The sequence below is a fragment of the Streptomyces daqingensis genome, assembly GCF_014645895.1.
Lineage (GTDB): Bacteria > Actinomycetota > Actinomycetes > Streptomycetales > Streptomycetaceae > Streptomyces > Streptomyces daqingensis.
In genome coordinates, this window is record NZ_BMMP01000011.1 from 23,610 (window position 1) to 48,460 (window position 24,851).

Annotated in this window: 26 protein-coding genes; 9 read left to right on the forward strand and 17 right to left on the reverse strand. The window is 71.5% G+C overall.

Translation table 11 applies throughout. From position 1 onward, the window contains the following. Positions 1 to 227: 227 nt before the first annotated feature. Both IEY56_RS17175 and IEY56_RS17180 read right to left on the reverse strand, forming a co-directional pair. Positions 228 to 725, reverse strand: coding sequence for a hypothetical protein (locus tag IEY56_RS17175; protein ID WP_189038099.1), 498 nt, complete (start codon positions 723 to 725; stop codon positions 228 to 230). A gap of 163 nt (positions 726 to 888) precedes the next feature. Continuing rightward, the gene (locus IEY56_RS17180; RefSeq protein ID WP_189038100.1) at positions 889 to 1,320 is read right to left on the reverse strand and encodes a hypothetical protein; all 432 of its coding nucleotides are present in this window, start codon (positions 1,318 to 1,320) and stop codon (positions 889 to 891) included. Between the two features lie 191 nt (positions 1,321 to 1,511). On the opposite strand from IEY56_RS17180, the gene IEY56_RS17185 reads away from it, so the two are divergent. The 5 genes from IEY56_RS17185 (at position 1,512) to IEY56_RS17205 (ending at position 4,014) form a co-directional block, all read left to right on the forward strand. Beyond that, positions 1,512 to 2,216 carry a hypothetical protein gene (locus tag IEY56_RS17185; RefSeq protein WP_189038101.1) on the forward strand — a complete coding sequence of 235 codons (705 nt, stop codon included), beginning with the start codon at positions 1,512 to 1,514 and terminating at the stop codon, positions 2,214 to 2,216. A gap of 190 nt (positions 2,217 to 2,406) precedes the next feature. Then, the gene (locus tag IEY56_RS17190) at positions 2,407 to 2,562 is read left to right on the forward strand and encodes a hypothetical protein (RefSeq protein WP_189038102.1); all 156 of its coding nucleotides are present in this window, start codon (positions 2,407 to 2,409) and stop codon (positions 2,560 to 2,562) included. A 26-nt stretch (positions 2,563 to 2,588) separates the two neighbouring features. Beyond that, entirely contained in the window at positions 2,589 to 2,858 is a 270-nt protein-coding gene (locus IEY56_RS17195; protein WP_189038103.1) for a DUF4190 domain-containing protein, read from the forward strand. Between the two features lie 318 nt (positions 2,859 to 3,176). Continuing rightward, a complete protein-coding gene (locus tag IEY56_RS17200; protein ID WP_189038104.1) occupies positions 3,177 to 3,416 on the forward strand; it encodes a DUF5133 domain-containing protein in 240 nt (79 codons plus the stop codon). Positions 3,417 to 3,528: 112 nt separating this feature from the next. Further along, positions 3,529 to 4,014 carry a DUF6098 family protein gene (locus IEY56_RS17205; protein WP_189038105.1) on the forward strand — a complete coding sequence of 162 codons (486 nt, stop codon included), beginning with the start codon at positions 3,529 to 3,531 and terminating at the stop codon, positions 4,012 to 4,014. Positions 4,015 to 4,250: 236 nt separating this feature from the next. Here IEY56_RS17205 and IEY56_RS17210 read toward each other — a convergent pair whose 3' ends face one another. From IEY56_RS17210 to IEY56_RS17235, 6 genes are all read right to left on the reverse strand, one after another. After that, complete coding sequence (locus IEY56_RS17210) at positions 4,251 to 5,594, reverse strand: PP2C family protein-serine/threonine phosphatase (protein WP_189038106.1); 1,344 nt, start codon at positions 5,592 to 5,594, stop codon at positions 4,251 to 4,253. A gap of 267 nt (positions 5,595 to 5,861) precedes the next feature. Further along, on the reverse strand, positions 5,862 to 6,041 hold the full coding sequence (locus tag IEY56_RS17215) for a type II toxin-antitoxin system antitoxin (protein WP_189038273.1): 180 nt from the start codon (positions 6,039 to 6,041) through the stop codon (positions 5,862 to 5,864). Positions 6,042 to 6,232: 191 nt separating this feature from the next. Continuing rightward, the gene (locus tag IEY56_RS17220; protein WP_189038107.1) at positions 6,233 to 7,201 is read right to left on the reverse strand and encodes an SPFH domain-containing protein; all 969 of its coding nucleotides are present in this window, start codon (positions 7,199 to 7,201) and stop codon (positions 6,233 to 6,235) included. 251 nt (positions 7,202 to 7,452) lie between these two features. Then, positions 7,453 to 9,828: an ABC transporter permease gene (locus IEY56_RS17225; RefSeq protein ID WP_308424148.1), complete on the reverse strand. Its 2,376-nt coding sequence runs from the start codon at positions 9,826 to 9,828 to the stop codon at positions 7,453 to 7,455. Then, positions 9,825 to 10,547 (reverse strand): ABC transporter ATP-binding protein, encoded by a 723-nt coding sequence (locus IEY56_RS17230; RefSeq protein ID WP_189038108.1) that lies wholly within the window; start codon positions 10,545 to 10,547, stop codon positions 9,825 to 9,827. Before IEY56_RS17230 ends, IEY56_RS17225 begins: the two co-directional genes overlap by 4 nt. Continuing rightward, on the reverse strand, positions 10,544 to 11,068 hold the full coding sequence (locus IEY56_RS17235; protein ID WP_189038109.1) for a PadR family transcriptional regulator: 525 nt from the start codon (positions 11,066 to 11,068) through the stop codon (positions 10,544 to 10,546). Before IEY56_RS17235 ends, IEY56_RS17230 begins: the two co-directional genes overlap by 4 nt. Before the next feature lie 321 nt (positions 11,069 to 11,389). Between IEY56_RS17235 and IEY56_RS17240 the strand changes: the two genes are divergently transcribed. Beyond that, positions 11,390 to 13,366 carry an alpha/beta hydrolase gene (locus IEY56_RS17240; protein WP_189038110.1) on the forward strand — a complete coding sequence of 659 codons (1,977 nt, stop codon included), beginning with the start codon at positions 11,390 to 11,392 and terminating at the stop codon, positions 13,364 to 13,366. A gap of 52 nt (positions 13,367 to 13,418) precedes the next feature. Here IEY56_RS17240 and IEY56_RS17245 read toward each other — a convergent pair whose 3' ends face one another. The 4 genes from IEY56_RS17245 to IEY56_RS17260 form a co-directional block, all read right to left on the reverse strand. After that, complete coding sequence (locus tag IEY56_RS17245; RefSeq protein WP_189038111.1) at positions 13,419 to 14,915, reverse strand: AI-2E family transporter; 1,497 nt, start codon at positions 14,913 to 14,915, stop codon at positions 13,419 to 13,421. Positions 14,916 to 15,162: 247 nt separating this feature from the next. Further along, positions 15,163 to 15,852, reverse strand: coding sequence for an aggregation-promoting factor C-terminal-like domain-containing protein (locus tag IEY56_RS17250; protein ID WP_189038112.1), 690 nt, complete (start codon positions 15,850 to 15,852; stop codon positions 15,163 to 15,165). Between the two features lie 590 nt (positions 15,853 to 16,442). Then, the gene (gene phoH2 / locus IEY56_RS17255) at positions 16,443 to 17,765 is read right to left on the reverse strand and encodes an RNA 5'-3' helicase PhoH2 (RefSeq protein WP_189038113.1); all 1,323 of its coding nucleotides are present in this window, start codon (positions 17,763 to 17,765) and stop codon (positions 16,443 to 16,445) included. 367 nt (positions 17,766 to 18,132) lie between these two features. Continuing rightward, a complete protein-coding gene (locus IEY56_RS17260) occupies positions 18,133 to 18,894 on the reverse strand; it encodes an isoprenyl transferase (protein ID WP_189038114.1) in 762 nt (253 codons plus the stop codon). Between the two features lie 121 nt (positions 18,895 to 19,015). Between IEY56_RS17260 and mgrA the strand changes: the two genes are divergently transcribed. Next, positions 19,016 to 20,086 (forward strand): L-glyceraldehyde 3-phosphate reductase, encoded by a 1,071-nt coding sequence (mgrA, locus tag IEY56_RS17265; RefSeq protein ID WP_189038115.1) that lies wholly within the window; start codon positions 19,016 to 19,018, stop codon positions 20,084 to 20,086. A 278-nt stretch (positions 20,087 to 20,364) separates the two neighbouring features. Here the strand turns inward: mgrA and IEY56_RS17270 are convergent, their stop codons facing one another. The 3 genes from IEY56_RS17270 to IEY56_RS17280 form a co-directional block, all read right to left on the reverse strand. Then, a complete protein-coding gene (locus IEY56_RS17270; protein ID WP_308424149.1) occupies positions 20,365 to 21,297 on the reverse strand; it encodes a prepilin peptidase in 933 nt (310 codons plus the stop codon). A 483-nt stretch (positions 21,298 to 21,780) separates the two neighbouring features. Further along, positions 21,781 to 21,990 (reverse strand): DUF397 domain-containing protein, encoded by a 210-nt coding sequence (locus IEY56_RS17275; protein ID WP_189038116.1) that lies wholly within the window; start codon positions 21,988 to 21,990, stop codon positions 21,781 to 21,783. Continuing rightward, positions 21,972 to 22,814, reverse strand: coding sequence for a helix-turn-helix domain-containing protein (locus tag IEY56_RS17280; protein ID WP_189038117.1), 843 nt, complete (start codon positions 22,812 to 22,814; stop codon positions 21,972 to 21,974). Before IEY56_RS17280 ends, IEY56_RS17275 begins: the two co-directional genes overlap by 19 nt. Before the next feature lie 175 nt (positions 22,815 to 22,989). On the opposite strand from IEY56_RS17280, the gene IEY56_RS17285 reads away from it, so the two are divergent. Further along, a complete protein-coding gene (locus tag IEY56_RS17285; protein ID WP_189038118.1) occupies positions 22,990 to 23,280 on the forward strand; it encodes a hypothetical protein in 291 nt (96 codons plus the stop codon). Between the two features lie 35 nt (positions 23,281 to 23,315). Next, the gene (locus tag IEY56_RS17290) at positions 23,316 to 23,531 is read left to right on the forward strand and encodes a hypothetical protein (protein WP_189038276.1); all 216 of its coding nucleotides are present in this window, start codon (positions 23,316 to 23,318) and stop codon (positions 23,529 to 23,531) included. A gap of 64 nt (positions 23,532 to 23,595) precedes the next feature. Here the strand turns inward: IEY56_RS17290 and IEY56_RS17295 are convergent, their stop codons facing one another. Both IEY56_RS17295 and IEY56_RS17300 read right to left on the reverse strand, forming a co-directional pair. Beyond that, positions 23,596 to 24,060, reverse strand: coding sequence for a hypothetical protein (locus IEY56_RS17295; RefSeq protein WP_229711963.1), 465 nt, complete (start codon positions 24,058 to 24,060; stop codon positions 23,596 to 23,598). Between the two features lie 529 nt (positions 24,061 to 24,589). Next, positions 24,590 to 24,829 (reverse strand): hypothetical protein, encoded by a 240-nt coding sequence (locus IEY56_RS17300; protein WP_189038120.1) that lies wholly within the window; start codon positions 24,827 to 24,829, stop codon positions 24,590 to 24,592. Between the last annotated feature and the right edge of the window lie 22 nt (positions 24,830 to 24,851).

Genomic DNA, 24,851 nt, shown 5'->3' on the forward strand with positions numbered 1-24,851 from the left:
TGTTTCGTGCCGGTTCCCCACCGGATGACCCGTGCCGGACTCGCGCCGGCCCGTACCGGTTCCCACCTGCTGACTCGCCCCCTGGACGCGGCCCGGCGCACGCCGGGAAGCCTTCGCCTCCGCCCGCAGAACGCCCGCAGAACGGCCGTGCCGCTCCGGTGTCGCTCGGGCCTCACTCAGGCGTTCGGTCCGATGTCAGTCCGCTGCCACTCCGCCGTCGCCCGCCGTCAGTCCGGCGCGGCCGGTACCTGCGGGGCGACTTCGCGCGCCCGCGTCCTGATCCAGGCGAGCTGCGTGCGGATCTCCTCGTCCAGGCCGGTGACCTCGTCGAGGAGTTCGCGGTCCCGTACGGCTCGCGCGGCCTGCTTCAGCAGCGCCAGATGGACGGCGGCGGGCTGGGCCTTGAGATGCAGATCCCTCAAGTCCCGCAGCAGGAGCAGCTCTTGGGGCGGACGGCTGCCGACGAGCGCGGCGAGCCCCTGCTGGAGCGAGTCGGCCGCCGCGGCCAGGGCGCCGGAGTCGCCGCGGTCCGGGAGCTCCTCGTCGTAGCGTCCGGCGAGCCGACGGACCCGTCCGGCGCACCGGTCGCACCGCTGGGCGAGAGTCCGGCACAGGCGGCGGGTCCGCTCGTCGGTCTCCTGGCGTCCGGCGACCCTGCGGAAGGCGAGGGCGAGGTCTGCTTCGGCGTCGTGGAGGCCGGCCAGGATCATGACGATCTTGTCCACCGCCGCTCACCTCCCACCGTCGCGCCGGACGCCCGGTCTCGCCCCGGCTTCACCGCCGAGGCCGGCAACCCCGGTCGCAGCGCGGGTGTTCAAGCCGGTTCCCCGGCCGCGGGAGGACAAACGCCCGCCGTTACGGAGGCCCGCCGTTACGGACGCGGGGCGGTTACGCGGCGAGCCGGGCGCCGACCGCCAGGGTGCTGCCGGACGCGAGCGCCTCCACCACCGAGGCACCCTGGACCTCCCCGCCGTCGCCGCACTGGAAGACGAGGAGGGCGCTGCCCGACGCGCGGACCATCTCGCACCACTCGGGCGGCGTGGTGACGGTGCCGGTGATGTGGGTGACGCCCCTGAAGTCGACCTCGTAGGTGCCCTCGGGGAGAAGGCGGACCGTCCAGTCGGGGTGGGGGACCATCTGGAACCTGCTGAAGTCCCTCAGCGGTTCGAAGCCCGCCTGAATCAGCTCCTGCTCGATGGGGGTCGGTGCTCCCCCGGCCCGGAAGGACGTGTACCGGGGACGCATCCCGACGACGGGGAGGGGCGTCCGGCCCAGCTTCAGCGCTATGGCCTTGGCTCTGAACTCGAGGTCTACTTCCATGGCGTGAGGTTAATCCAGGCGCGCGGCGCACGGGCCAGGCCCTTGTCGCTTCGTCCCTCGACCCTTTGTCTCTTGGCCCTTTGTCTCTTGGCCCTCTGCCCTTTGCTTCCTGGCCCTTGACCCATGCCCCTTGGCCTTCGTCCCTTGGCCTTCGACGACAGATGGTGCGGCCGGCGGTCCACAATGAGGTGGTGGCCCCTCCGCCCCGCAGCCCGCAGTCCCCCGCTCCGGCGGAGCTGCCCCACGGCCTGGAGCAGGCGCTGCTCGGGGCCGACCCGGCGCTGGGCCTGCTCGACGCCCCCGAGGAGACGTGCGCGGACCTGCGCGCCCTCGGCTACGCCGTCCGGCCTGGACAGTCCGGCGGCACCCACCTCACCCTCGCCGGCTGGGACGCCCGCGCCCGGCTCCTCGGCACGCCCCGTGCGGACACCTCCGCGTTCGCCCCCGCAACCGGCCACGAAGCCCTCGGCGACACGGAGGCGGCGTCCGCCGCAGGCGTCGCGGTGCGCGCCTGGGGCTCGCTGCTGGAGATCCGCCGCGTCACGGCGGGCGGCCTGGAACTGCCCGCCGAGTGGGAGCGGCGGCGCCCCCTGCACGCCGTCGCCCTCGCCCTGCAGGCCTCGGGCTCCCCGCCCGCGGCGGTCGGCAGTGGTCACCGCTGCCTCCGCAGCGGCTACCAGGTTTCCGAGGGCCCGGCTCCGCGGTCCGTACGCGTCGACTGGCGGCAGCAGCCGGGCAGCGACGGCCCCTCCCCCGGCGAGGGTCTAGACACGTGCCAGGAGGTGCTGGACGCCCGGGGCTGGGCGTCCGACCGGTACCTCGGCGCCCGTCACCGCCCCTACCTCGTCTCACGCCCCCGCGACGAGCGGGCGCCGCTCCTCGGCGGGTCCGCCTGACGCCTCCGCGGGTTCCGCCTCACGCCTCGGCGGCCCCGATCTCAGGCATCACATTCGTGAAGACCTCGCAACTACCGCGTGACGCAAGGCCGTTGGGCGCATCGACGCCGCCGGAGGGGTACCCGCGCGTCTAAGCGGCGCCGCCCGGAAGCGACCCGGAAGCGACAACCCGACGAGACAAGGGGTACCGATGATCCTCCCCCTCCTGGTCCCGCTCGCGCTCGAAGCGGTACTGGGCGCCTCAGCCCACCTCCCGCTCCCCGTGGCACTGGCCGCCGGCGCGGCCATAGGCCTCTGCGTCCTCGCCTTCACTGCCCGCGAGCGCGGGCGCAGTCGGCACGCCTGAGACGGGGGAGGCGAGGAAGGAGAGCCATGGAAATCACTGCCGACTCGCGAGCCCGCACGGGAGGGAACGACACCGACGGCATGGCCGTCACCTCGTTCGTGCTCGGCCTCGTGGGACTTCTCGTACTGAACGTCGTGCTCGGGCCGATCGCCGTGGTCCTGGCCCTGCGCTCGCTCAAACGCGGCACGGGCCGCCGCTCCCGCGCGATCGCGGGTCTCGTACTGGGCATCGCCGACGTGGTGGTCTACGCCGTACTCGTCGCCGCGGACGGCTCGACGGCGCTCACCGGGATGTGAACTCCCGCCGACAGACGACAGACGACAGACGACAGACGACAACTAACAGCTATCAGGTATCAGGTATCAGGTATCAGGTATCAGGTATCAGGTATCAGGTATCAGGTATCAGGTATCACCTAACAACTGACAACTGACAACTGACAACTGAGTGTCACCGCCCACCGCCCACCGCGGAAACCGCGTCGTGAAAAAGGCGTGGCGCCGCCGCATTCCCGCGCACCGCGCGGGCATGCGGGAGGGCGGTGCGCGGCGGATTTGCCGCCGGCCGCTCCCGCCGTGCAAGGTGCCCGAAGAACCGACCGAAGGAGGCAAGCCATGCTGATGGCCCACTCCGCCGTACTCGGCAAGACGCTCCAGCAGTACGAGATCCTCCGCGAACTCCACGCGGAGGAGGGCACGCCCGAAGCCCGGCGGCGCCTCGACGACGTGGCGTACAACCTGTGCATCGCCACCGGCACCAACGACATCGACGCGGCTCTCGTCGCGGCCCGGCACCGCCTGCCGGGCGCCCGCCCGCACGACGACTCCCTGCTCACGGCTCGCCGGGAGCGCTGAACGTCCCCGTCCCCGTGCCGCCGGCTGGCGGCACGGGCGGACGCGGGCACGGTGCCGCGGCGGGACGGCCCCGTAGGAGTGGGCCACCGCCCCCAGGGGTAGTCGGGGCGTCGTGGAGAGCGACCTGCCTGTCTACACCTCACTCGCCCAGCTCGCGGACCTCATCTCGCGGGGCGACCCGGTCTTCGTCAGGTGGTCCCGCGGACCCGAGACGGACCGGTACGGCTGCCCCGGCAGCAAGGACGAGCTGACGGGAACGGAGCTGCCCGGCCTGTCGGCCAACTCCCTTAACCCGGAGCCGTGGTGGGAGGGGCGGCCTACGCTGCTGTGGGTCGCGCGGAGGCTGTACGACTACAGCCACCTGCGGGAGGACAAGGGACCGGACGTTCACCCCTGGGTCCTCGTCGGCGAGGAGGCGGGACGCGGTCCGGACAACGAACCCCTCGTCCGCCGGATCCTGCCCGTCGCCTGGATCGGAGGGAGCGTGATCGAGGAGGCCGAGGCCGAGGTGGCCCGGCAGCGTGGTGCGTGGGGGCCTATGCGGAGGCCGGCCCGTTTCTCGGCCGGTGAACGCGGCGAGGGCTCGCAGACGGGGTGAGGGCCGCCGGCGCGGACAGGGTGAGGTGCCGTTGACGGACGGGACGCCGCCCGAGGCCGGGCGCATACCCCGTGGGCCGAGGTCCCGCCGGGCTCACGCCCCGCGTTGGTCGCCGTCAGGAGCCACGGCCTCACCCGGACTCACACCCCCGCCGGAGCCAGGCCCCAACCGAAGTCGAGACCCCACCGAAGTCGAGGCCCAACCGAAGTCGCGGCCCGCAGGAGGAACGCCGCGTCTCAGGTCGGCCGCCGCCCGTTCGGCGAGGTGTCCTGGTCGGACCAGGCCGTCCCCGACCACTCCAGGCAGAGCACCGTCGCGTCGTCACGCGGGTCGTGTCCCGTGGCGTGGAGCACGGACTTGGTGAAGGTACGCACCGCGTCGCGGGGGTGCTGCGCGGCCGTCTCCTCGATCAGCCGGCTCAGGGCCCGCGGGTCCCCGCCCGGTTCCAGCATCCCGTCGGTGATCAGCACCAGCCTGTCGCCCCTGCGCAGGTCGAGCGTCTGGAGCCGGTACTCGTGCTTGGGGTCCACCCCGAAGGGCAGGTCGACGAGGGGGGTGATCTCCCGGACGCGCCCTCCCCGCAGCAGCAGGGGCCATACGTGCCCCGCGTTGACGTACGTGGCGGCGCCCGTCTCGAAGGACACCCACATCATCTGCCCCGTCGCCATGGCCTGCGCCCCGTGCCGGGCGAGAGCGTTCTTCACCTTCGCCGGCTCCGTGACGACCGCGCGGTGCTCCTGCACGGCGTGCTCGGCCACGGCGACGTTGGCGGCGGACGCCTGCGCCACGAGGTCGAGCCCGGCGCGGCGCGCGTTGCGCAGGGCGCTGACGACGACGGTGGCAAGCTGCGCCGCCCGCACGTCGTGGCCCATGGCGTCGGTGAGCGACAGGTACAGGCCCGACTGGTTCAGGGCGTAGTCGAAGGTGTCCCCGCCGATCTCGGCGGCCGGCTCCAGCGACCCGGCGACGATGAAGGGGCCCGCGTCGCAGGTGAAGGACTCGGGCAGCAGCCGGTGCTGGATCTCGGAGGCCAGCGACATGCGAGTGCTCCGCCGTCCCCACTCGAAGAGGTCCGTGAACCGCCTGTTGACGATCACGACGTAGGCCAGCGCGTGGGCGGCCTCGGCGACCTGCTGCAGCATCTCGTGGTCCGGGCGGCCGGGGAGGGTGAGTTCGAGCAGGCCGATCGCGTCGCCGCGGTCGGAGACGGGCGCGACGATGTGCGCCGTCGGAGGCGTTTCCGTGGTGCCCGGCCCCTGCCCTTCCCCCTCCGGGCCGCCGTCGCCGCCGGCCTGCCGTGCGCGCACGTCGTCGTCGACCCAGAGCTGCTGGGAGCGGATCACCCGCTCGTAGAGGGTTCCGGCGAGGGCGAAGCGCTCGGGTTCGCCCCGGCCGACCTCGTCCTGGAAGCCCGTGAGGCGTACCACGGCGTTCCCGCCGAGGTCCGTGATCATGAAGGAGACGTCCAGGGCTGAGAACTTCTCCTTGAGGACGCGCTCCATCACCGCGACCGACTTCACCGGCGGCGCCGCCTGAACCGACGCCAGCAGGTCGCTCATCCACCCTCGGCCGTGGGTCACGGTGCGCGCCCTTCCTTCGCCGCCGGAACCGCCCAGCCGGTACGGACGGGCACGGCACCCGGTGTGACGGCCGCGACGCGAGTCCAAGATCGTGCGAGCGGTTCTCCTCCCCGCAGTATCGGCACCGGCCGGACGGGGCCGCCACGCTTGGTGGCCTGATCGGATGACCGTCGGGGAGTGGTGGTCCAGGGGCGGCACGCCTCACGCGGGTGTGCCGCGGGGGAAGCCGCTGAGCCGCCCGGGGGACGTGCGTACGTCCCGGGCGGCTCATTCGTCGCGGGGCGGGCGGCCTCGTGGCGGGTGGGGGCGGGCGTTCCCCGGCAGCCGCCGCGCGTCGGCGAGGGCCTTGCGCAGCAGGTAGTCGATCTGGGCGTTGCTGGAGCGCAGCTCCTCGGCCGCCCATCGCGCGATCGCGTCGTAGATGGCCGGGTCCAGCCTCAGCAGCACCTGCTTGCGCTGCCGCTGAGGCCGGCGGGCGGGTCTCTGGCGCGGAGCGTCCCCGGCGCCGGAGCCGTCAGCCGTGCCGGCGGGGTCCTCGCCGGGCGGCTCTCCGCGGGAGGAGCCCTTCGGCGAGGGCCCCTCCTGAGGCGGCACGGACGGCTCCGGTTCCGCGGCTTCCGCGCGTTCCGGAGGGTCGGTCACTGGTAGAGGGTCCCCGTGTTCATCACCGGCTGCGGCGAGCGGTCACCGCAGAGCACGACCAGCAGGTTGCTGACCATGGAGGCCCTGCGCTCCTCGTCCAGCTCGACGAAGTCCTGGGCGGCGATGCGCGTGATGGCGTCCTCGACCATGCCGCACGCCCCTTCCACGATGGTCTTGCGGGCGGCGACCACGGCGCCCGCCTGCTGGCGCTGGAGCATCGCGGAGGCGATCTCCGGCGCGTACGCGAGGTGCGTGAACCTGGACTCGACGATCTTCACACCCGCCGCGCTGACGCGTGCCGTCAGCTCGACCGCGAGCTTCTCGGTGATCTCCTCGGCGTTGCCGCGCAGCGACAGGCCGTCCTCGTCGTGCGAGTCGTAGGGGTACTCGATCGCGATGTGACGCACGGCCGCCTCGGTCTGCGTGGACACGAACTCGACGTAGTCGTCCACGGAGAACGTGGCCTGCGCCGTGTCCGCGACCTGCCAGACGACCACTGCCGCGAGCTCGATCGGGTTGCCGTACGCGTCGTTCACCTTCAGGACGGCGGTCTCGTGGTTCCTCACGCGCGTCGAGATCTTCGCGCGGCTCGTGAGCGGGTTGACCCAGCGCAGACCGTCCGTGCGGATGGTGCCCGTGTAGCGCCCGAAGAGCTGGACGACGCGGGCCTCGCCCGGCGCGACCATGTTCAGGCCGCACATCGCGAAGATCGATCCGATGAGGACGACGACGCCCACGACGATCAGCACCGCGCCGAGTCCGGTGTCGCCCTCCGCGGCGAACCCGCCGCCGAGGATTATCCCGCCCAGGCCCAGCAGGAAGCCGATGAGGCCGAGGAGCAGCGCCAGGCCGCCGGGGATGCTGTGCGCGGTGACCTCGCGGACCTCGGGAGCCGGCATGTCCGGCAGGTCCTGCGCGTCGGCCGCGTCGGGAGTGGGTGTGCGTGCGGGTTCTTGAGCGGACATCAGGGTTCCCCCGTTTCAAAGGTGTGTCGGCGAGCGCCCGCGGCGGTGTTCGCCGCCGCACAGGCGTTCTGCCTCTTCCTCGTACGGTTCCGGACGCACCGGCGGCCCGCCGGACCGTACGAGACTGTCTAGCAAAGTGATATCACTTTAACGCAGAAGCGCGGTTCCGGCCAGCATGGGGGCCTGACCGGAACCGCGAACCCGGGGACCGTCGTACGGTCAGAGCCTCGAGGAGCGCTTGTCGGTGCAGGTCACTCGGTGCGCAGTCCGTCGGGCCGCATCATCCGCCACAGGAACGGCAGGCTCACGAGCGTCACCAGCCCGATCACCCCGGCGCCCGCTCCGGCCACCGGCAGGAAGACCAGCCAGTCCCCGGCCGGGGCCTTCATCAGACGCAGCAGCCCCCAGCCGAGCCCCAGCCCGAAGACGACGGCCAGTCCGATCCCCAGGACGACGGGGACCGCCGTCTGCCACAGCACCGAGGCACTGAGCGTCGAGCGTCGCGTTCCGAACGCCACCAGGACCGACAACTGCCGCTTCCGCTCCCGCAGTTGCTCCACCATCGAGACGGCCATGCTGGCCCCGATCAGCAGCAGCACCGCCACGGCGGCGGCGAGCACCGCACGCCGGATCGTGACGAACTCCGCGCTCGTCTCCTCGTCCAGCCGCTCGAAGACGTTGTATGCCGGGTCCGCCCTGAACACGGCCGTGCGCAGCTTCTCCAGCGCGGCGGCGGTGTGGTCGGTGACGACCCACGCCTGGTAGTTCGGCGAGTCGAGCGCGTCGACGGGTACCGCCGACGGGGTCGCCAGCAGTCCCTCCAGCTTGCCGCCCTCGGGCCCCTCGATCCCCTCGACGGTGCGGGCGCGGGGCGTACGCCAGATCTGCTTGCCGTCCTCGCCGAGGACCGCCGTGCCGGCCGGCGGGGCGCCGGTCTCGCCCTCCTCCGGCGGGACCTTGTAGACCTCGCCCTCCCGGCAGTCGTCGATGCGGGCGATCCGGCGCAGCGTCGCGCAGTGGCCGACCGCGATGGTCATGCCGTCGTCGGAGCCCCGCACCTCCTGGTACGCCTGCAGGTAGCCGACCGCCTCCCGCACGCCGTCGGTGCGCCGGAGCTGTGCCGTGAGGGTGTCCGCGCTCCCGACCGTGGCGTGGGTTCCGTAGATGTTCACCACGCTCCCCTTCTCCGCACTGCTCTCGTCCTGCACCGTCTGGTCGGCCTCCACGGCCGAGAAGAGCATCTGCAGGGCGATGGCTCCGGCCACCGCGATCGTGATGCCGCTGACGGCGCGGGAGGCGTTGCCGCTGCTGAGCTGGAGCCGCCGGGTGGCGAGCTGCCATGACACCGGTCCGCCGCGCAACCACCCGACGATCCTCTCGACGAGCCAGGGCAGCAGCAGCGCCACCCCGCCGAGCAGGAGCACCACGGCGGCGGTGATCTGCACCCCGCTCACGGAGGCTCCCTCACCGGCGACCGACCCCGCGAGCGGCAGCAGCAGCGCGGCGCCCGCCGCGGGCGGGACCAGCCGCCACCACAGGCGCCTGGGACGCTGCTCCGACTTGCGGACGAGACCGAGCGGTTCGATGGCGACGCCGCGCAGCGCGAAGATCGTGACCGCCACGGACGTCACCGGCACGGCGACGACGATCAGCGCGCCGAGTCCGAGGGAGGGCGCCACGTCCGCCGGGTGGACGCTGAAGCCGAAGAGTTCGATCCTGCCGACGAAGACGCGTCCGAGGAGGAAGAACCAGCCTCCCAGCAGCACGCCCAGCAACGCCCCGACCAGCGCCTCGCCCGCGGCCATCCGCCGGGTCGTGGCCGCGTCGGCGCCCACCAGGCGGAGGGCGGCGAGCCTGGCGTCGCGCTGCTCTCCCCCGAAGCGCACCGCGGTGGCGATGAAGACGGCGACCGGCATGATGAGCACCGTGCACGCCACCACGATCAGCAGCACCAGCGCGGGGTCCAGCGGCCGCTCGTCGGATTCCGGCGCGCCGAACTCCTCTACGCGGTCCGCCCCTTCGCCGGCCGAGAGGTCGTCCGCCCCCTTGTAGAAGGCCAGTTCGGCCGGGCCCAGCAGACCGTCCTCCTCGATGGTCCCGGTGACGCGCCCGTCCAGCCGCTTCGCGAGCGCCCGGCCCTCCGGGGACTCCAGGAGTTCCTTCAGGGCGGGCGAGACGACCAGTTCGCCGGCGGCGGGGATCTCGCCGAGCCCCGGCGGCCTGACGGGGCTCGATCCGTCCGCCTGCAGGAGGCGCCCGTAGAGAGTGGTGCCCCGGTAGTGGGTGTTGGCGTTCTTCGTCAGGACGGTCTTCTCGGTCGGCTCGGCGTAGTGGCCGGCCGTGCCGAGCCCGCCGGAGCGTGCCTCCTCGCGGGCGTCGAAGGCGGCGGCGATCTGCGGCACCGCCGCGGCGAGCAGCAGTACTGCCACGCCGAGCGCGACGCCCACGGCCGTCAGCAGCGTCCGCGTCCACCCTTGCCGGCCGCCGCTGGTGGCGAAGCGCGCGCCCATGGCCAGGTCGCGGCCCCAGTCCGCGGGGCGGGCCCGCCCTGCCGGCCGGTCGCCGGGGCCGCTCCCGTCCTCGACCGGGGCCGGGGCGCCCTCGCGGGTCGCCGTCCCGGCGCTCACAGGGCACCGGCCATGCTGCGGGCGCGTCCGTCCCGGACGACGACCTCGCGGTCCGAGTAGGCGGCGACGCGCGACTCGTGGGTGACGAGGACGACCGCCGCGCCGGTCTCGCGGGCGGCCTCGGTGAGGAGCTGCATGACCCTCTCCCCGTTGAGCGAGTCGAGCGCGCCGGTCGGCTCGTCGGCGAAGAGCACGCTCGGACCGGCGGCCAACGCGCGGGCGACGGCGACGCGTTGGCCCTGCCCGCCGGAGACCTGGCCGGGACGCTGGCCGCGTACGTCGTCCACTTCGAGCCGCTCCAGCCAGGAGGACGCACGCGACTCGGCCTCCCTGCGACCGAGGCCCGAGAGCCGCAGCGGCAGGGCCGCGTTCTCCAGGCAGCTCAACTCGGGTACCAGCTGGCCGAATTGGAAGACGAAGCCGAAGTCGCGCCGGCGCAGCGCGCTGCGCCGGGCGTCGGGCATCCGCGAGAGCGTCTCTCCCCGGTACGTCACCGTGCCCGAGTCGGGCTGGACGATCCCCGCGAGGCAGTGCAGCAGCGTCGACTTGCCGGAGCCGGACGGCCCCATCACGGCGACGATCTCTCCGGCGCGGATCTCGAAGCCGGCGCCGTCGAGGGCGGCCGTCGAGCCGTACGTCTTGTGCAGGTCCGAGGCGGCGAGCAGGGATCCGGCGCCGGCTCCGCCGTCGTGCGGGCCGGCCGGTGCGTGGGCGGTCATGGCCGTACCTCCGAAGCGAGCTTGTCGAGTCGTGCGGCCGTCAGTTCCAGCCACCGCAGGTCGGCTTCGAGGTGGAACAGGGCGTGGTCGCAGATGAGCTGGTCCGCCAGGTCGCCGCCCTGCTTGCGCTTGGTCAACTCGCGCATGAGACGGAGGTGTTCGGCGCGCTGGCCGTCGAGCAGATCGCCGGCGTCCCGGCCGGTGAGGAGGGCGAGCACGACCTTGGTGTAGAGGGTGCTCTGCAGGTAGGGCTCCGGCTTCTCGGGACGGGCGAGCCAGCCGGCGACGTCGGTGACGCCCGCGTCGGTGATGGCGTACCGCTTGCGGTCGGGCCCGCCGCCCGCCTCGATGCCGTCGACCTCGACGAGGCCGTTCTTCAGCAGCCGCGACATCGTCGAGTAGACCTGCCCGTAGTGCAGGGGGCGGTCGTGGCCGAAGCGTTCGTCGAAGGCCCGCTTGAGGTCGTAGCCGTGGCGGGGGCCGGACTCCAGGAGGCCGAGCAAGGTATGGCTGATGGACATGGCGGAGACTATACACACTATGTATACCCCCTGTGTATAGAAAGCGGGATACCGCTCCGGCCTGCGAAGACAGTGCGCTCCCTTCCCCCCACGGCCCGCTCCGGGGCGTACGTCCGGCCCTGCCCGCCCGGGCGTCCGGGCACCCCGCGGCCCCGGTCGCGGCGCGCTCGGCGGGGAGGACACGGCCTCGTCCAGGTCCGGCCTCTCCCTGCCGCAGCCCCGTACCGCGCACCCGGGCAACCCCCGGACCCGCTCCTGCGTCAGCGATACCGGCACCGCTGTGGGTGCCGCGCCGTGATCGAGGACCGGGGGGTGCGATCGATGGCACGCACTGCGGAGGAGCGCGCTCCCGTCTCCGGGACGTATCCGCCTGAACGGGACGGGGCGACCGGCACGCGTGCGGCACCCCCGGGGCTCCGCCCCGTCGCGGCGCCTCCCCCGCCGCCTCACGCTCCCGCCCCCGCGCTCCCGGACGACCCCGGGCGGACGCCCGCCCGGCGCGCCCGGCACCTGCTCGCGGTGGTCCGGCGCCCGTACTGGCAGCGCCCGCACCCCACTTGGCTGGTGCGGCGCTGGCCGGACCTGACCGCGACGTGCGCCGCCACCGTCTTCTTCTGGCTCTCCCTCACGCCGTCACTGGTGCCGCGGCCCTGGCTGCTGCAGGGCGTCATCGGCGGCATCACGGCGGCGATCGGCTACACCCTCGGCTCGCTGCTGGGCTGGCTGGTGCGCGGCGCCCTCGTACGGCTCCGCCCGCGCCTGCCCGCGCCGTCCCGGCTTCCCGCGGCATCCCGCCTGCACGCGGCGGCCCGCATGCCGCGCGAACGGGCGCGGGCCCACGCCTGGCAGGCGTACTACGTGCTCGCGGCTGGCCTCACCGTGCTGGCCCTCTCGGAGAGCGCCCGCATGCAGCGCGAACTGCGGGCGCTGCAGGAGCTCCCGGAGACCCTCACCTGGCACTCGATGATGATCGCGCTGGTGGCGCTGGTCCTGTGCGGGACGCTGCTGCTCCTGGCCCGCACGGTCCGGCTGTGCACCCGCGAGCTGATACGCGGCCTGTGCCGGTTCGTTCCGCGGCCTCTGGCCGTGGTCGCGGGCGTGCTGATCAGCGCCTGCGTGGTGGTCGTCGGCACCCGCGACGTCGTCTTCGACCGCGGTGTGATCGACGTCGTGTCCCGGATCGCGGCGGCCACCAACGACCGCACGAAGGACGGCATGGTCCAGCCGGGCTCTCCGTACGTCTCCGGCAGCCCCGGCTCCCTCATCAAGTGGGACGAACTGGGCTACGAGGGCCGCAACTTCACCGCCTCGTCGCTCACCGCCGCCCAGATCCGCGAGGTGACGCGGCGCCCCGCCGAGGACCCGGTGCGCGTCTACGTCGGCAAGCAGAGCATCGAGGCGCAGACGGCCGACGGCGACGAGGCGTCGACGTACGAGGCGGGCGCCCAGATCGCCGTCGCCGAACTGGAGCGGACCGGCGCCTTCAGCCGGGAGGTGCTGGCCGTCGCCGGCACCACGGGCATGGGCTGGGTCAACTCGGCCGACGCGGAGCCCCTGGAGTACATGCACGGCGGCGACACGGCGATCGTGGCCATGCAGTACTCCTACTTGCCGAGCTGGGTCTCCTTCGTCGTCGACAAGGAGCAGGCGGGCCGGGCGAACCGGGCGCTGGTGAAGGCCGTCCGCGCACGCTGGCTGCGGGAACCGCCGCAGAGCCGCCCGCGGCTGGTCGTCTTCGGCGAGAGCCTCGGCGCCTACGGCATCGAGGCGGCCTTCGACGGGCCGCGCGACCTGCTGTCGAAGGTGGACGGCGCGGTGCTGGCCGGTTCCCCCAACTTCTCCCCCATCCGCCGGGAACTCACCGCGGGCCGCGACGCCGGCAGCCCCGTGTGGCGTCCGCAGTACGACGACGGACGGCACTTCCGCTTCGCGCAGTGGCCGCGGAAGGACCTCGCCCGGCCGCCGGGCCCCTGGCACGGTCCGCGCGTGGTCTATCTGCAGAACGCCTCGGACGCGATCGTGTGGTGGTCGTGGGATCTGGCGCTGGAGCGGCCGCCCTGGCTGCGGGAGCCGCTCGGCCCGGACATCACGAAGGAGGTCGGCTGGTTCCCCTTCGTCACCTTCTGGCAGACCACCGTCGACATCGCCGTCTCCTACGAGGTGGACGCCCCCCACGGCCACCGCTACGGCACCGGCTCGGTGGAGGCGTGGGGCGCGGTGGCGCCTCCCGACGGCTGGAGCGCCGCCGATCAGAGGCGCCTGAAGCGCCACATGGACACCCGCCAGGCCCCGTACTGACGCCGCAGCCGGGGAGAGCACCCCCGGCCCGCGGAAAACGTCACAACCGCCCCTACGGCGTCCCGCCGGGCTTCCCCGGAGAGTCCGGGCCGTCCTGGGGGCGGGCCGGCGGGGCGCCGTCCGCCGCCTCCGTGGGAGAGGCGCCGGGTTCCGCGGGCGTGGTCTGGCCCTTCTGCAGTGCGGGAGCCTCCCCGGCTCCGGCGCCCTTGCCGGCCGGCGCTTCCCCGGCGGGCCCCTGCGGCCCGCCGGCGACGGCGAGTACGCCCGGGCCGCGCGGGTGGGTCCCTTCCGAGAACGCCCGCAGATACCCGACCGCCGTGTTGAGCACGGCCACGAGCGGCACCGCGACGACCGCGCCCGGGATGCCCGCGATGAGGCTGCCGCCGGTGACCGCGAGCACCACCGCCAGGGGATGCACCCGTACGAGACGGCCCAGGATGAACGGCTGCAGGACGTGGCTCTCGATCTGCTGGACCAGCAGCACGACGCCGAGCACCAGCAGACCCGTGACGGGCCCGTTGGTGACGAGGGCGACGAGCACCGCCAGCGCCCCGGAGACCACCGCGCCCACGATCGGCACGAACGCGAAGATGAAGATGAGCACGGCCAGCGGCACCGCGAGCGGCACGTCGAGGATGTAGATGCCCACGCCGATGAAGATCGCGTCGATCATGGCGACGATCACGGTCCCGCGTACGTACCCGGTGAGCGTGGTCCAGGCACGCGGTCCGGCACCGGCGACTCCCTCGCGCGCCGCCGCGGGCACGAGCTTCAGCACCCAGTTCCAGATGCGGTCGCCGTCGTAGAGCAGGAAGAGCGTGATGAACATCGCCAGCGCCGCGCCGGAGAGGAACTCCAGCAGCACCGTGACACCTTCGAGCCCGGCGGAGGTGACTTCCTTGCTGTTGTCGCCCAGCCACTGGCTCAGGTTCTTCGCGACGTCGTTGACCTGCTGCTCGGAGACGTGGAACGGGCCCTGCACCGCCCAGCGCTGACCCTCGTCGATGGCCTGCTGCACCCGCTCGGTGAGGGTGGGCAGGTTCTCGGTGACCTGCCAGACCACGAACCAGCCGACCAGGCCCATCACCACGAAACCGGTGATGAAGGTGATCGCGGTGGCCAGTCCGCGTCCCACGCGGTGGCGCCTGAGGCGGGCGACGGTGGGCTGCAGCAGCGCCGTCACCAACAGGCCCGCGGAGAAGGCGAGTACGAGCAGGCTGATCGAGCTGATCACCTGTATCAGCACCCAGACGAGACCCGCGAGCACCAGCAGCCGCCAGGCCGACTCGCCCGCGACCCGCAGCCCCCACGGCACGACGGAGGCGGGCGCCGGCCGGCCCCCTCCGGACGCGGGTGCGGATTCCGGCGCCATCGGCGGCGGAGTACCGGGCGGCGCCTCCGCACCGGTCTGCGCGCCCTGCGAGGCGTACCCCCCGGCGCCCACGCCGGTGATCGCCTCCTGCCTGGCGAGCTGCTCCGCCCGCCTCTCCGCGATACGGGCCCCCAGTCGCGCCACGCCGTCGCGCAGCCTGTCCACCCTGTTCGTCATCCCGCGTCCTCCGCCCCCTGCTGAACTCTTCCGGGCCGCCTGCGGACCGGGAGGCGCACCCAAACCCGGCCGTCATCGCTGCCGTTGGATGACGACGTTACCGGCGTGGAGGTTGCTTGCGTCATGGACGCGCGATGACGTTCACCACCCGGGCACACCGCACGCTCACCCCCGGCCCGTGGATCCGGGCCGGGGGTGAGTCGCTGAAGCTTGTGGAGGTGTGAGGTTCAGCGCAGGGCGCTGCCGCTCAGTACCAGTTGTTGGCCTGCCAGAAGTCCCAGGCACCACAGGGGCTGCCGTAGCGGCTGTCCATGTAGTTCAGGCCCCACTTGATCTGGGTGGCGGGGTTGGTGCGCCAGTCGGCACCCGCGGAGGCCATCTTGGAACCGGGCAGAGCCTGCATGAGGCCGTAGGCACCGGAGGAGGGGTTGCTGGCCTGGTAGTTCCAGCCCGACTCGCGCTCGACGATCTGCGAGAAGCACTGGAACTGGCCCGCGCCGACGATCTTCTTGGCCATCGACTGGACTTCGGCCGTCGTGTAGGAGGCCTTCTGCGCGAAGTCTCCCGCGTCTGCACGCGCGGAACGACTCGCCGCCTCCTTCGCCGCACGCTCCTTGGCTGCCTTCTCCGCTGCGGCCTTCTTGGCCGCCGCGGCCTCGGCTGCCTGCTTGCGCGCGGCCTCCTCAGCGGACTTCTTCGCCTCCGCGTGCGCTGCGGAGGACGCGGAGTCCGCCTGCTGCGTCAGGGAAGCGGTCTGAACCTGGGCCTGCTGACCCGCCGGTATGTCTGCGAGGAGCGTCGCGTCAGCAGCGGTGGCCTCGACGTCGTTCGTCGTCTGGCCCTGCTGGCTACCGGAAGCCACACCGACGACGGCGCCGACGGTGGTGACCGCGGTGGCGGACGCCACGGCGAATCCCCGGACGGAGATCCGAGTCACACGTTTTCCTTCCAACGTGCCCGCTTGAGTGACCGCGCGGGCGCAATCGTGCCCCTGGCACTGACCCCCTCGGAACTTGGTCACCGGAGGTACTGGCCCGGTTGGGCTTCCCCGACGAACGGGAAGAGCCCGCGTGGTGCTCGGGCGGCATACGGCGTGACTGCTGTTCAGTTCTGTACTGCCGTGCGGTGCCGCACCTTTGGGGGTGCCGCTGTGCCGTATGCGGGGCCTGACAGGAACCACACCCTGCCGGACGCGAGCAGTCCGAGGCAATTCCGCACCGAGTGGGATAGGTCACAGGGAGTTTGGCTGTCACATTCCCCGGAAAGCAGGGCGTACCACGGGGCGCCCGGCTAGGCTGCTGGACCCTCTCGCGGCTCCCCCGCCAGTGGTGCGACCTATGGTCGACTCCCGTGTCATCGCCGCAGGTCAGGGCGGCACGGAGGGAGTCCGGAAGGAGAGCGCGGGCCGGCGGCGAACATCACCCGCACGAGGTATCAGCGGTCCGCCCCGCACTCGCGGCCCGCACGCCGACGCGACGGCGCCGGCCGTCCCGTGGGGACGACCGGCGCCGATCACCTCAACTGCCGTCAGATATTCACCTCTTCAAGCATTTCGGTCACAAGCGCCGCGATGGGCGACCTTTCGGACCGGCTGAGTGTGATGTGCGCGAAGAGCGGGTGGCCCTTCAGCTTCTCCACGACCGCGACCACCCCGTCGTAGCGCCCGACGCGCAGATTGTCCCGCTGCGCCACGTCATGGGTGAGTACGACCCGCGAACCGGAGCCGATCCGGGAGAGGACCGTCAGCAGGACGTTCCGCTCGAGCGACTGGGCCTCGTCCACGATCACGAAGGCGTCGTGCAGCGAGCGTCCCCGGATGTGCGTCAGCGGCAGCACTTCCAGCATCCCGCGCTCCACGACCTCGTCGATCACCTCGCGGCTCGTGACCGCCGAGAGGGTGTCGAAGACCGCCTGCGCCCAGGGGTTCATCTTCTCGGCCTCGGTGCCCGGGAGGTAGCCCAGATCCTGACCGCCGACCGCGTACAGCGGCCGGAAGACCATGACCTTCCGGTGCTGCCGGCGCTCAAGCACCGCCTCCAGACCGGCGCAGAGCGCGAGGGCGCTCTTACCCGTGCCGGCACGCCCGCCCATGGACAGGATGCCGACCTCGGGGTCGAGCAGCAGGTCGAGAGCGATGCGCTGCTCCGCGCTGCGGCCCTTGATGCCGAACGCCTCGCGGTCGCCGCGTACGAGCTTCACCCTCCCCTGCGGCGTCACCCGTCCGAGCGCTTTGCCCTTCTCCGACTGGAGCACCAGGCCGGTGTGGACGGGCAGTTCGGCCGCTTCGGGGACGAAGACGCTGTCCGCTGCGAAGAGTTCGTCGACGTCCTCGCCGGCGAGGGTCAGCTCGGACATGCCGGTCCAGCCCGACTCGGTGATCGCGAGCTCCGCGCGGTACTCCTCGGCGAGGAGCCCGACCGACGACGCCTTGATCCGCAGCGGCAGGTCCTTGGAGACGACCGTCACGTCGTACCCCTCGGCCTGCAGGTTGCGGGCCACCGCGAGGATCCGCGAGTCGTTGTCCTCCAGCCGGAAGCCTGCCGGCAGGACACCGGTGTCGGAGTGGTTGAGCTCCACGCGCAGGGAGCCGCCCACCTCCCCGATCGGAATGGGAGCGTCGAGCCGGCCGTACCGGACGCGGTACTCATCCAGCCTCCGCAGCGCCTGACGTGCGAAGTAGCCGAGCTCCGGGTGATGCCGCTTTGCCTCCAACTCGGTCACGACGACGACGGGGAGCACCACTTCGTGCTCCTCGAAACGGTCCATTGCCGTCGGGTCTGCGAGCAGCACGCTTGTGTCGATCACATACGTGCGCCGGTCGGAATCGTTGCGCTTCTTGCTTGTCACCACGGGTGGACGAACCCCCTCGGAAGAGGTCGGGGTGCGACGGCGTCGCAAGGGAAGAGACCGGTCCGGACCCGCGCGGAGCGGGCCGTGCACCGGCCCTCCGCGACATCCGCGTCGCCGCAATGCCTCTGCGGTCGTCCGTGGTCTGCAATCGGGCCTCCCGGCACCGGAGCCTGTGGAGGGCCCCGGCCATGAAGCTGATATTCCCCTGGGCGGCGACAAGCATGCAACGGCATATGCGGTGGTCCACGCGCGGGTGACCGAGGGGACCCGAAACGGGGATTTCCCTGCAGCTCCCGGCCCTGAGCGCTTTCGCAGAGCCCGCATATCCCTTACGCGCTCCCCCGGGCGCCGTGCGCGCCCGGCGGGGTCAGTTCCCGTAGCGCCGGTGGCGGGCCGCGTAGTCGCGGAGGGCCCGGAGGAAGTCGACCTTGCGGAAGGCCGGCCAGAACACTTCGCAGAAGTAGTACTCCGAGTGGGCGCTCTGCCAGAGCATGAAGCCCGAGAGGCGCTGCTCGCCGCTTGTGCGGATGACCAGGTCGGGGTCGGGCTGGCCGCGGGTGTAGAGGTGCTCCGAGATGTCCTCGACGGTCAGGCTCTCCGCGAGGGCGTCGAGGCTCATGCCGCGCTCGGCGCGGTCCGCGAGGAGCGACCGGACGGCGTCGGTGATCTCCTGGCGGCCGCCGTAGCCGACGGCCACGTTCACGAGTATCCCGTCGATGTCCCCGGCCTGCTGCTCGGCCTTCTTGAGCACCTGCTGCGTGCGGTCGGGCAGGAGGTCGAGCTGGCCCACGTGGTGGACGCGCCAGCGGCCGTCCGCCGCCAGGTCGCGCACCGTGTCCTCGATGATGCCCAGCAGCGGCAGCAGCTCCCGCTCCGGCCTGTGCAGGTTGTCCGTCGAGAGGAGCCACAGCGTGACGACCTCTACGTCCGTCTCGGCGCACCAGGTCAGCAGCTCCTGGATCTTCTCCGCGCCCGCCTGGTGGCCCTGCTCCGTGGTACCGCCCGATGCCCGCGCCCAGCGCCTGTTCCCGTCCAGGATGACGCCGATGTGCTTCGGCACCTGGTCGGTGTCGAGTCGGTCCTCCACCCGGCGGGCATACAGCCTGTACACCAGGTCACGAAGCTTCATGGGAATGGCCAGCCCCTCCTTGGCGAGTCCGGGATTCTTGAACCTTACTGCCGGTGAAGACCCCGGACGAAGCCGGGCGGCTCCCGGGGCCGGGCCGCGGGGAAACTGATAGTAAAGGCCCATGACGCACGACTCCTCCCTCCCCTCACAGTCCTCTCTTTTTCCCTACAGCGCCGACGAAAGCCGCTACGGCTCCATGGCCTACCGGCGCACCGGACGCTCCGGCCTGAAGCTGCCCGCCGTCTCTCTCGGGCTGTGGCACAACTTCGGCGACGACCGTCCCCTGGAGACCCAACGGGCCATCCTGCGGCGGGCGTTCGACCTGGGCGTCACGCACTTCGACCTGGCCAACAACTACGGACCGCCGCCCGGCTCGGCCGAGCTGAACTTCGGCAAACTGATGGCGCAGGACTTCCGCCCGTACCGTGACGAGATGGTCATATCGACCAAGGCCGGCTATCTCATGCACCCGGGCCCGTACGGCGAGTGGGGCTCCCGCAAGTACCTGCTGTCGTCCCTGGACGCCTCCCTGCGGCGCATGGGGCTCGACTACGTCGACATCTTCTACTCCCACCGCTTCGACCCGGAGACCCCGCTGGAGGAGACGATGGGGGCGCTCGCCTCCGCCGTGCGGCAGGGCAAGGCCCTGTACGCGGGCGTCTCCTCCTACAACGCGCGGCGCACGCGCGAGGCGGCGGGCCTGCTGCGGGAGATGGGCGTTCCGGCCCTCATCCACCAGCCGTCCTACTCGATGCTGAACCGCTGGACGGAGGAGGACGGGCTGCTGGACACCCTGGAGCAGGAGGGCATGGGGTGCATCTCCTTCGCCCCCCTCGCACAGGGCCTGCTCACCGACAAGTACCTGGACGGCGTTCCGGAGGGCTCGCGGGCCGCGCAGGGCAAGTCGCTGGACCCGGGGCTGCTGACCGAGGACGTCGTGAGCCGTCTCCGCGGGCTCGACGGCATCGCCCGTCGACGCGGGCAGACGCTGGCCCAGCTCGCGCTGCGGTGGGTGCTGCGGGACGAGCGGATGACGTCGGCGCTGATCGGCGCCAGCAGCGTGCGGCAGCTGGAGGCGAACGTGGCGGCGCTCGAAGGGCCGCCCCTCACGGAGGAGGAGCTGCGCGAGATCGACTCCTACGCCGTCTCCGAGCCGGGGACCAACATCTGGTCACGCAGCAGCGAGAGTTGAGCCTCGGCTGACGCGCGCGGAGCCGCGCCGGCGGCCCGTGGGGAGGGGCGCCGCGGCGGCTCACGGCGCGGGGAGGAGAAGCGGGACACGAAAAACGGGCCGGTCCGTGGGGGGATACGGACCGGCCCGAGGGGGGGTTTCCACCTTAGCCCCTCGCGCAAGGCCGTCCGGACAGCAACTACCTATTCGCCGTGTCGCGCCGGGGCCCACACGAGCCCGGGCGGGCCCGGACGGGTGCCGCCGCAGGGTGGTGAAGCGCCCTTTCGGCGGCCCTTCGCTCAGACTCCCGGAGCCGCCGCCAGCATCCCCAGCAGCGCGCCCATCAGCAGAAACGGCCCGAACGGCAGGGCAGTCCTGCGGTTCGCACGGCCGGCCGCGATCAGCGCGAAGCCGAAGAGCGCGTGCAGCAGGAACGCGAGGAAGGCGCCGGCGAGCAGCGGCTCCCAGCCGTACCACCCAAGAGCGATGCCCGCGGTGAGCGCCAACTTGACGTCGCCGAAGCCGAGTCCGCGCGGATGCACCAGGAACAGCACGAGGAAGCCGCCCCCCAGCACCGCGCAGCCGAGCAGCGCCCGCCCCCAACTCCCCTCCGCGGCAGGCGAGATGGAGGCCAGGCCGAGAAGGGCTGCGGTGGCTGCGGCCAGCGGGAGGGTGAGGACGTCGGGCAGCCGGCTCACCCGTACGTCCACCGCCGCGAGCAGCAGAGCGAAAGGCGCCGCCGCCAGCCAGACCGCCGACTCGGGGCGCGGGCCGCCGGTCAGAACGAGCACGGCGCAGACGAGGGCGCCCACGAGGGCCAGGGGGCCCGTGCGCGGCCCGTACGCCGCGTCGGGGGTTCCGGGGCCCACAGGCGGACGCGGGCGCGGACCTGGACCCGGACGCTCCGAAGAGGCGGGGCCGGAAGCGGAGTTCGGGGAAGGGTCATGGACGGGGTCGGTGTCCGTGGCGGTGCCCGCGGTGCTCTCCGCGGCGGGGTCCGCGGCCCTCTCCTGGGCCTCCTGCGGGGTGGTGCCGTCCGTTACGCAGTGCAGGCATCGCGCGGGGCCCACCCAGCCGCGCCACGAATCCGGCAGCGGGTGGCCTCCCGGGCAGCCCCGGGGCAGGGACCGCTCACGGGGGACCGCGAACCGGTAGACGGCGCGCGGCAGAAGCGCTCCGGCCACCGCCCCGTAACCGGCCGCGGAGAGGACGAGTGTCGACGTCAGCAGCACACCCGCGAGCCTAATTGCGAAAAGGCGCTGGTGAGGGGCCGATCGGACATCAAGAAGGCCCTCCGGCCCCTGGCTTTACAGAAGTTGAGCCGGCGTCACGTGACCTAAATCGCCCATTATTTGGCCGTGGATGTCAGTGGGAGGCTCTAATCTTGAGTCATGTCCTCGTCTTCGACTTCCCAGCCCTCTGGCCGCGGCGACCGCGCCGCCGCAGAGGCGAACGAAGCGATCCGTCGCTACGTCGCGGGTCGTACGATCTGGTCGCAAGCGGATCTCGCAGAGCTGGACCGTTTGCGTACCGACTGGCGGCGCGCCCTCCAGTCCGACGTCACTTCCGCGGCCTGACCCGTTTCCCCGCCCACCTCCGGTGGCCGAAAGCGGGAATGCCCGCAGAGGCGAGAAGCGCCTCACCGATGAACGCAAGACGGTCCCCGCAGATCAACTGATCGCGGGGACCGCCTCGTTGTGCGTGCGACCTGCGTTTCAGCCGCTCAGACGCCCGTTCTTCACGGCGGAGACGAATGACGACCAGCCGCTCGCGGGGAATGCGATCACCGGGCCCCGCGGATTCTTGCTGTCACGTACGGGAACGACGGCGGCGAAGTCGTCGGAGATCTCGACGCACTGACCGCCGTCAGGATTGCTGTAGCTGCTCTTACGCCAGGTCGCAGCGCTCAGGTCGACAGATCGCACGGCACTTCCTCCAGCAGGCGTAGGACGAACTTCCGCGACTCGGCCGGGGAGAGGGCCATATCGCGCACCACATCGTAGTCGCGCTGCAATCGCTCAACCTGCGCGCTTTCCTCGACGAGTTCGCCCTTGTACGTGTTCTCGATGTACGCCACAGGTCGACCGTCCAGGAGCCGGAGAAACATCACGTCCGCACCCACCAAGCCATGCAGTCCGGCACTCTGCGGCAGCACGTGGACCGTCACGCCCGGCCGCTCCGCGACCTCGCTCACGTACTCCAACTGAGCCCGCCACTCGTCCGGGTCCCGCAGGGGAGTCCGCAAGACCGCCTCCGACAGGATCGTCCGGAACGGCGGCGCGTCCTCACCGTCCAGCAGGACGCGGCGGCTCATGCGGGCCTCGACCTGCTGCGCCAGCTCCTCCCCCTTGAGGCCGCCCGCGGCGAGAACTTCCCGCGCGTACCCAGGAGTCTGCAGCAGACCCGGCAGGACGCTCACCGCGAAGTGCCACAGGCTGGTGGCCTCCGCCTCCAGCGCCATGTAGCGCCGGTACCGCTCCTTGAACTGGGTCTGGTCGCTCACGGCCAGCTCCCACAGCGCCAGCAGCAACCCCGGCGTCCCGTAGTGCTGGTCCAGCGCCTCGACGACCTCCGGCCCGCCCAGCGTCTCCCCGTTCTCCATCTTCCCGAACAACGACCAGTCCCAGCCCAGCCGTTCGCCCAGCTGCCGCAGGCTGTCGCCCCGTGCGGCGCGCAGTGACCGCAGCTCCTCCGCGAACCGCGCCCGCGGCTCACGACTGCGGCCCGTGACCGTTCGTCTCGTCGGCATGAGCCCTCCGTGGAAGGTGTGGAACTTGGACTGCTACCCGGGGAACCAGGCCGTGTCCGCGGCGTGGCCGTGACGTTCCGGCCGCATGCTCGTAATCCCCTCATCACGCACAGTAGTTCAGGACGCGTGACGAAGGCATGGAAACCGGATGAAGAACGGTCGACGGAGCATCCCCATGAGCACTCAGCGACACATCAGCCACGGCGACGGCCCGGCCGGAGCAGCGAAGATCAAGGAAGTGGTCCAGGCCCGTGACGCGCTCGCGGACGCGCTCCTGCGCGCCGGAGTCCAGCTCCCCGCCATGGACGTACGGACGCCCTGGCAGGACGTGGTCGACGGGAACGACGGCGCCGACGACGTGGACTGCGGGCGCGCCGCCCGCTACGCGCTCGTCCACCTCGGCGTGTGCTCCGCGCCGGTCGCCTTCGCGCTGGCCGCCGTCATCAACAAGGGTGCCGGCCGGTGACCACCGGCGCACAGCCCGGCCCCCAACTCCCACCAATGGAACCGGCCGTCGGCGCCGCTGTCCGCGACACCCGGCACGGACGCGTCGGCATCGTCATGGCGCACGACGGCCCCTACGTCCAGCTCCGCCCGCTCAACGGCGGACGGGAATGGGACGCCGACCCCGGCCGCGTCCAACTGCTCAGCCCCGCCGAGTTGTTGAGCGCCCGCCTGGCCGAGGTGAACGAACGCAGCCGGAGGCCTGACCGGTGACGTGCAGGGCAGGGAGGCAGCCACGTCCTCCCACCCTCCCGGCGGCTCCAGGAGAACTCCCCCTTCACGGCCGGCCTGCGATCTCAGCCGCCCACTCCTCAGGCCGCGCAAGCCGCGGCCCGTCCACATCCCTCGCACCTGCCGTGAAAGCGACCCAACGCAGATCACCGCAACCGAAGAACGACTCTCCCCAACTGTCGACCCAGATTCTGACCTTTGACTTGCCGACGACGGTGGCGTCCCACCAGGCCCACCCTCTCGTCTCGTCATCGGGCGCGAACCTGAACAGCCAGCCCTGCACACGCCAGTTCCCGCTCCCGCGCAGCTTGGAATGACGCTCCCGGCCGAGCTGTGCGAAGTCAGGAGCACCTTCGAACCGGTCACCGCTCACATCGATGAACCAGTCAGGCAATTCATCGGTCGGAAGGTCGTCATCACAGAATTCTTCCGTGAGGCCCAGTCTCAGACCTGCCTCGACCGGCTCGCGCAACCGCTCCAGATAGCTTGCGGGATCACCTGCTGTGGTCACGTCGAAAACGGACAGCACAGGAGGGGCGTCGCCGACTGAGGGGCGCTCCCGCAATCGCTGGAGTTCAAGAATCAGACTGTCAGCATCATGGAGCACGATCGAGTGTGCCTCTCATCCTTCATGCTCTACTCGCCCCGGACCGGGGGACGATGCTGTGTCATAGGTCGCTGAGCGTGCTGCCGGGGAGGCCGTAGAGACTTTCACGCAACCGCGATAGGGAGACAATCACCCGAACATCGACATCCAGTGAAGGATTTCACGGCTGTCCGCATCAGCGAGCAAGAGTCGCGTCCCAGCTCCCTCCCTGGGGCAACTGACCATATGCAGCTCTTCCTCCGGGCATTGCTCCAGAAAGGAGATCAGCGCTTCCGTCTGCGGTAGATGCGCAGTAGCGAATCCCGACTGACGGAACCATTGCTGACCGTCGCGTCATCGGGGACTGACCAGCCGGCCTCGCGGAATCTGGGATCGCGAGACTCGTAGTGACTCAACATCGCTCTCAACTCGGACGGGTCCATGGTCCCGCCCCTCACCCCGACGCCGGGACCGACCGTGGCTGCATCGTCTGTCCGGACATCTCTGCCTGACGAGCAGCCGGGTTCAAGTAAACCGAAAGAGCGTTGACGGCCAGAATCTTGACCTGCAACGGATAAAACTCCTGTCCGTGCGGGTCATCTTCCTGTTCGTCGTCCAGTTCCGCGACAACCTGTTCTACGATTTCAGCGGCATCGTCTTGCACGTTTACCCCGGCAGCTGCCTGCCAGTTCAAGGCCAGGACATCGTGGAACCTA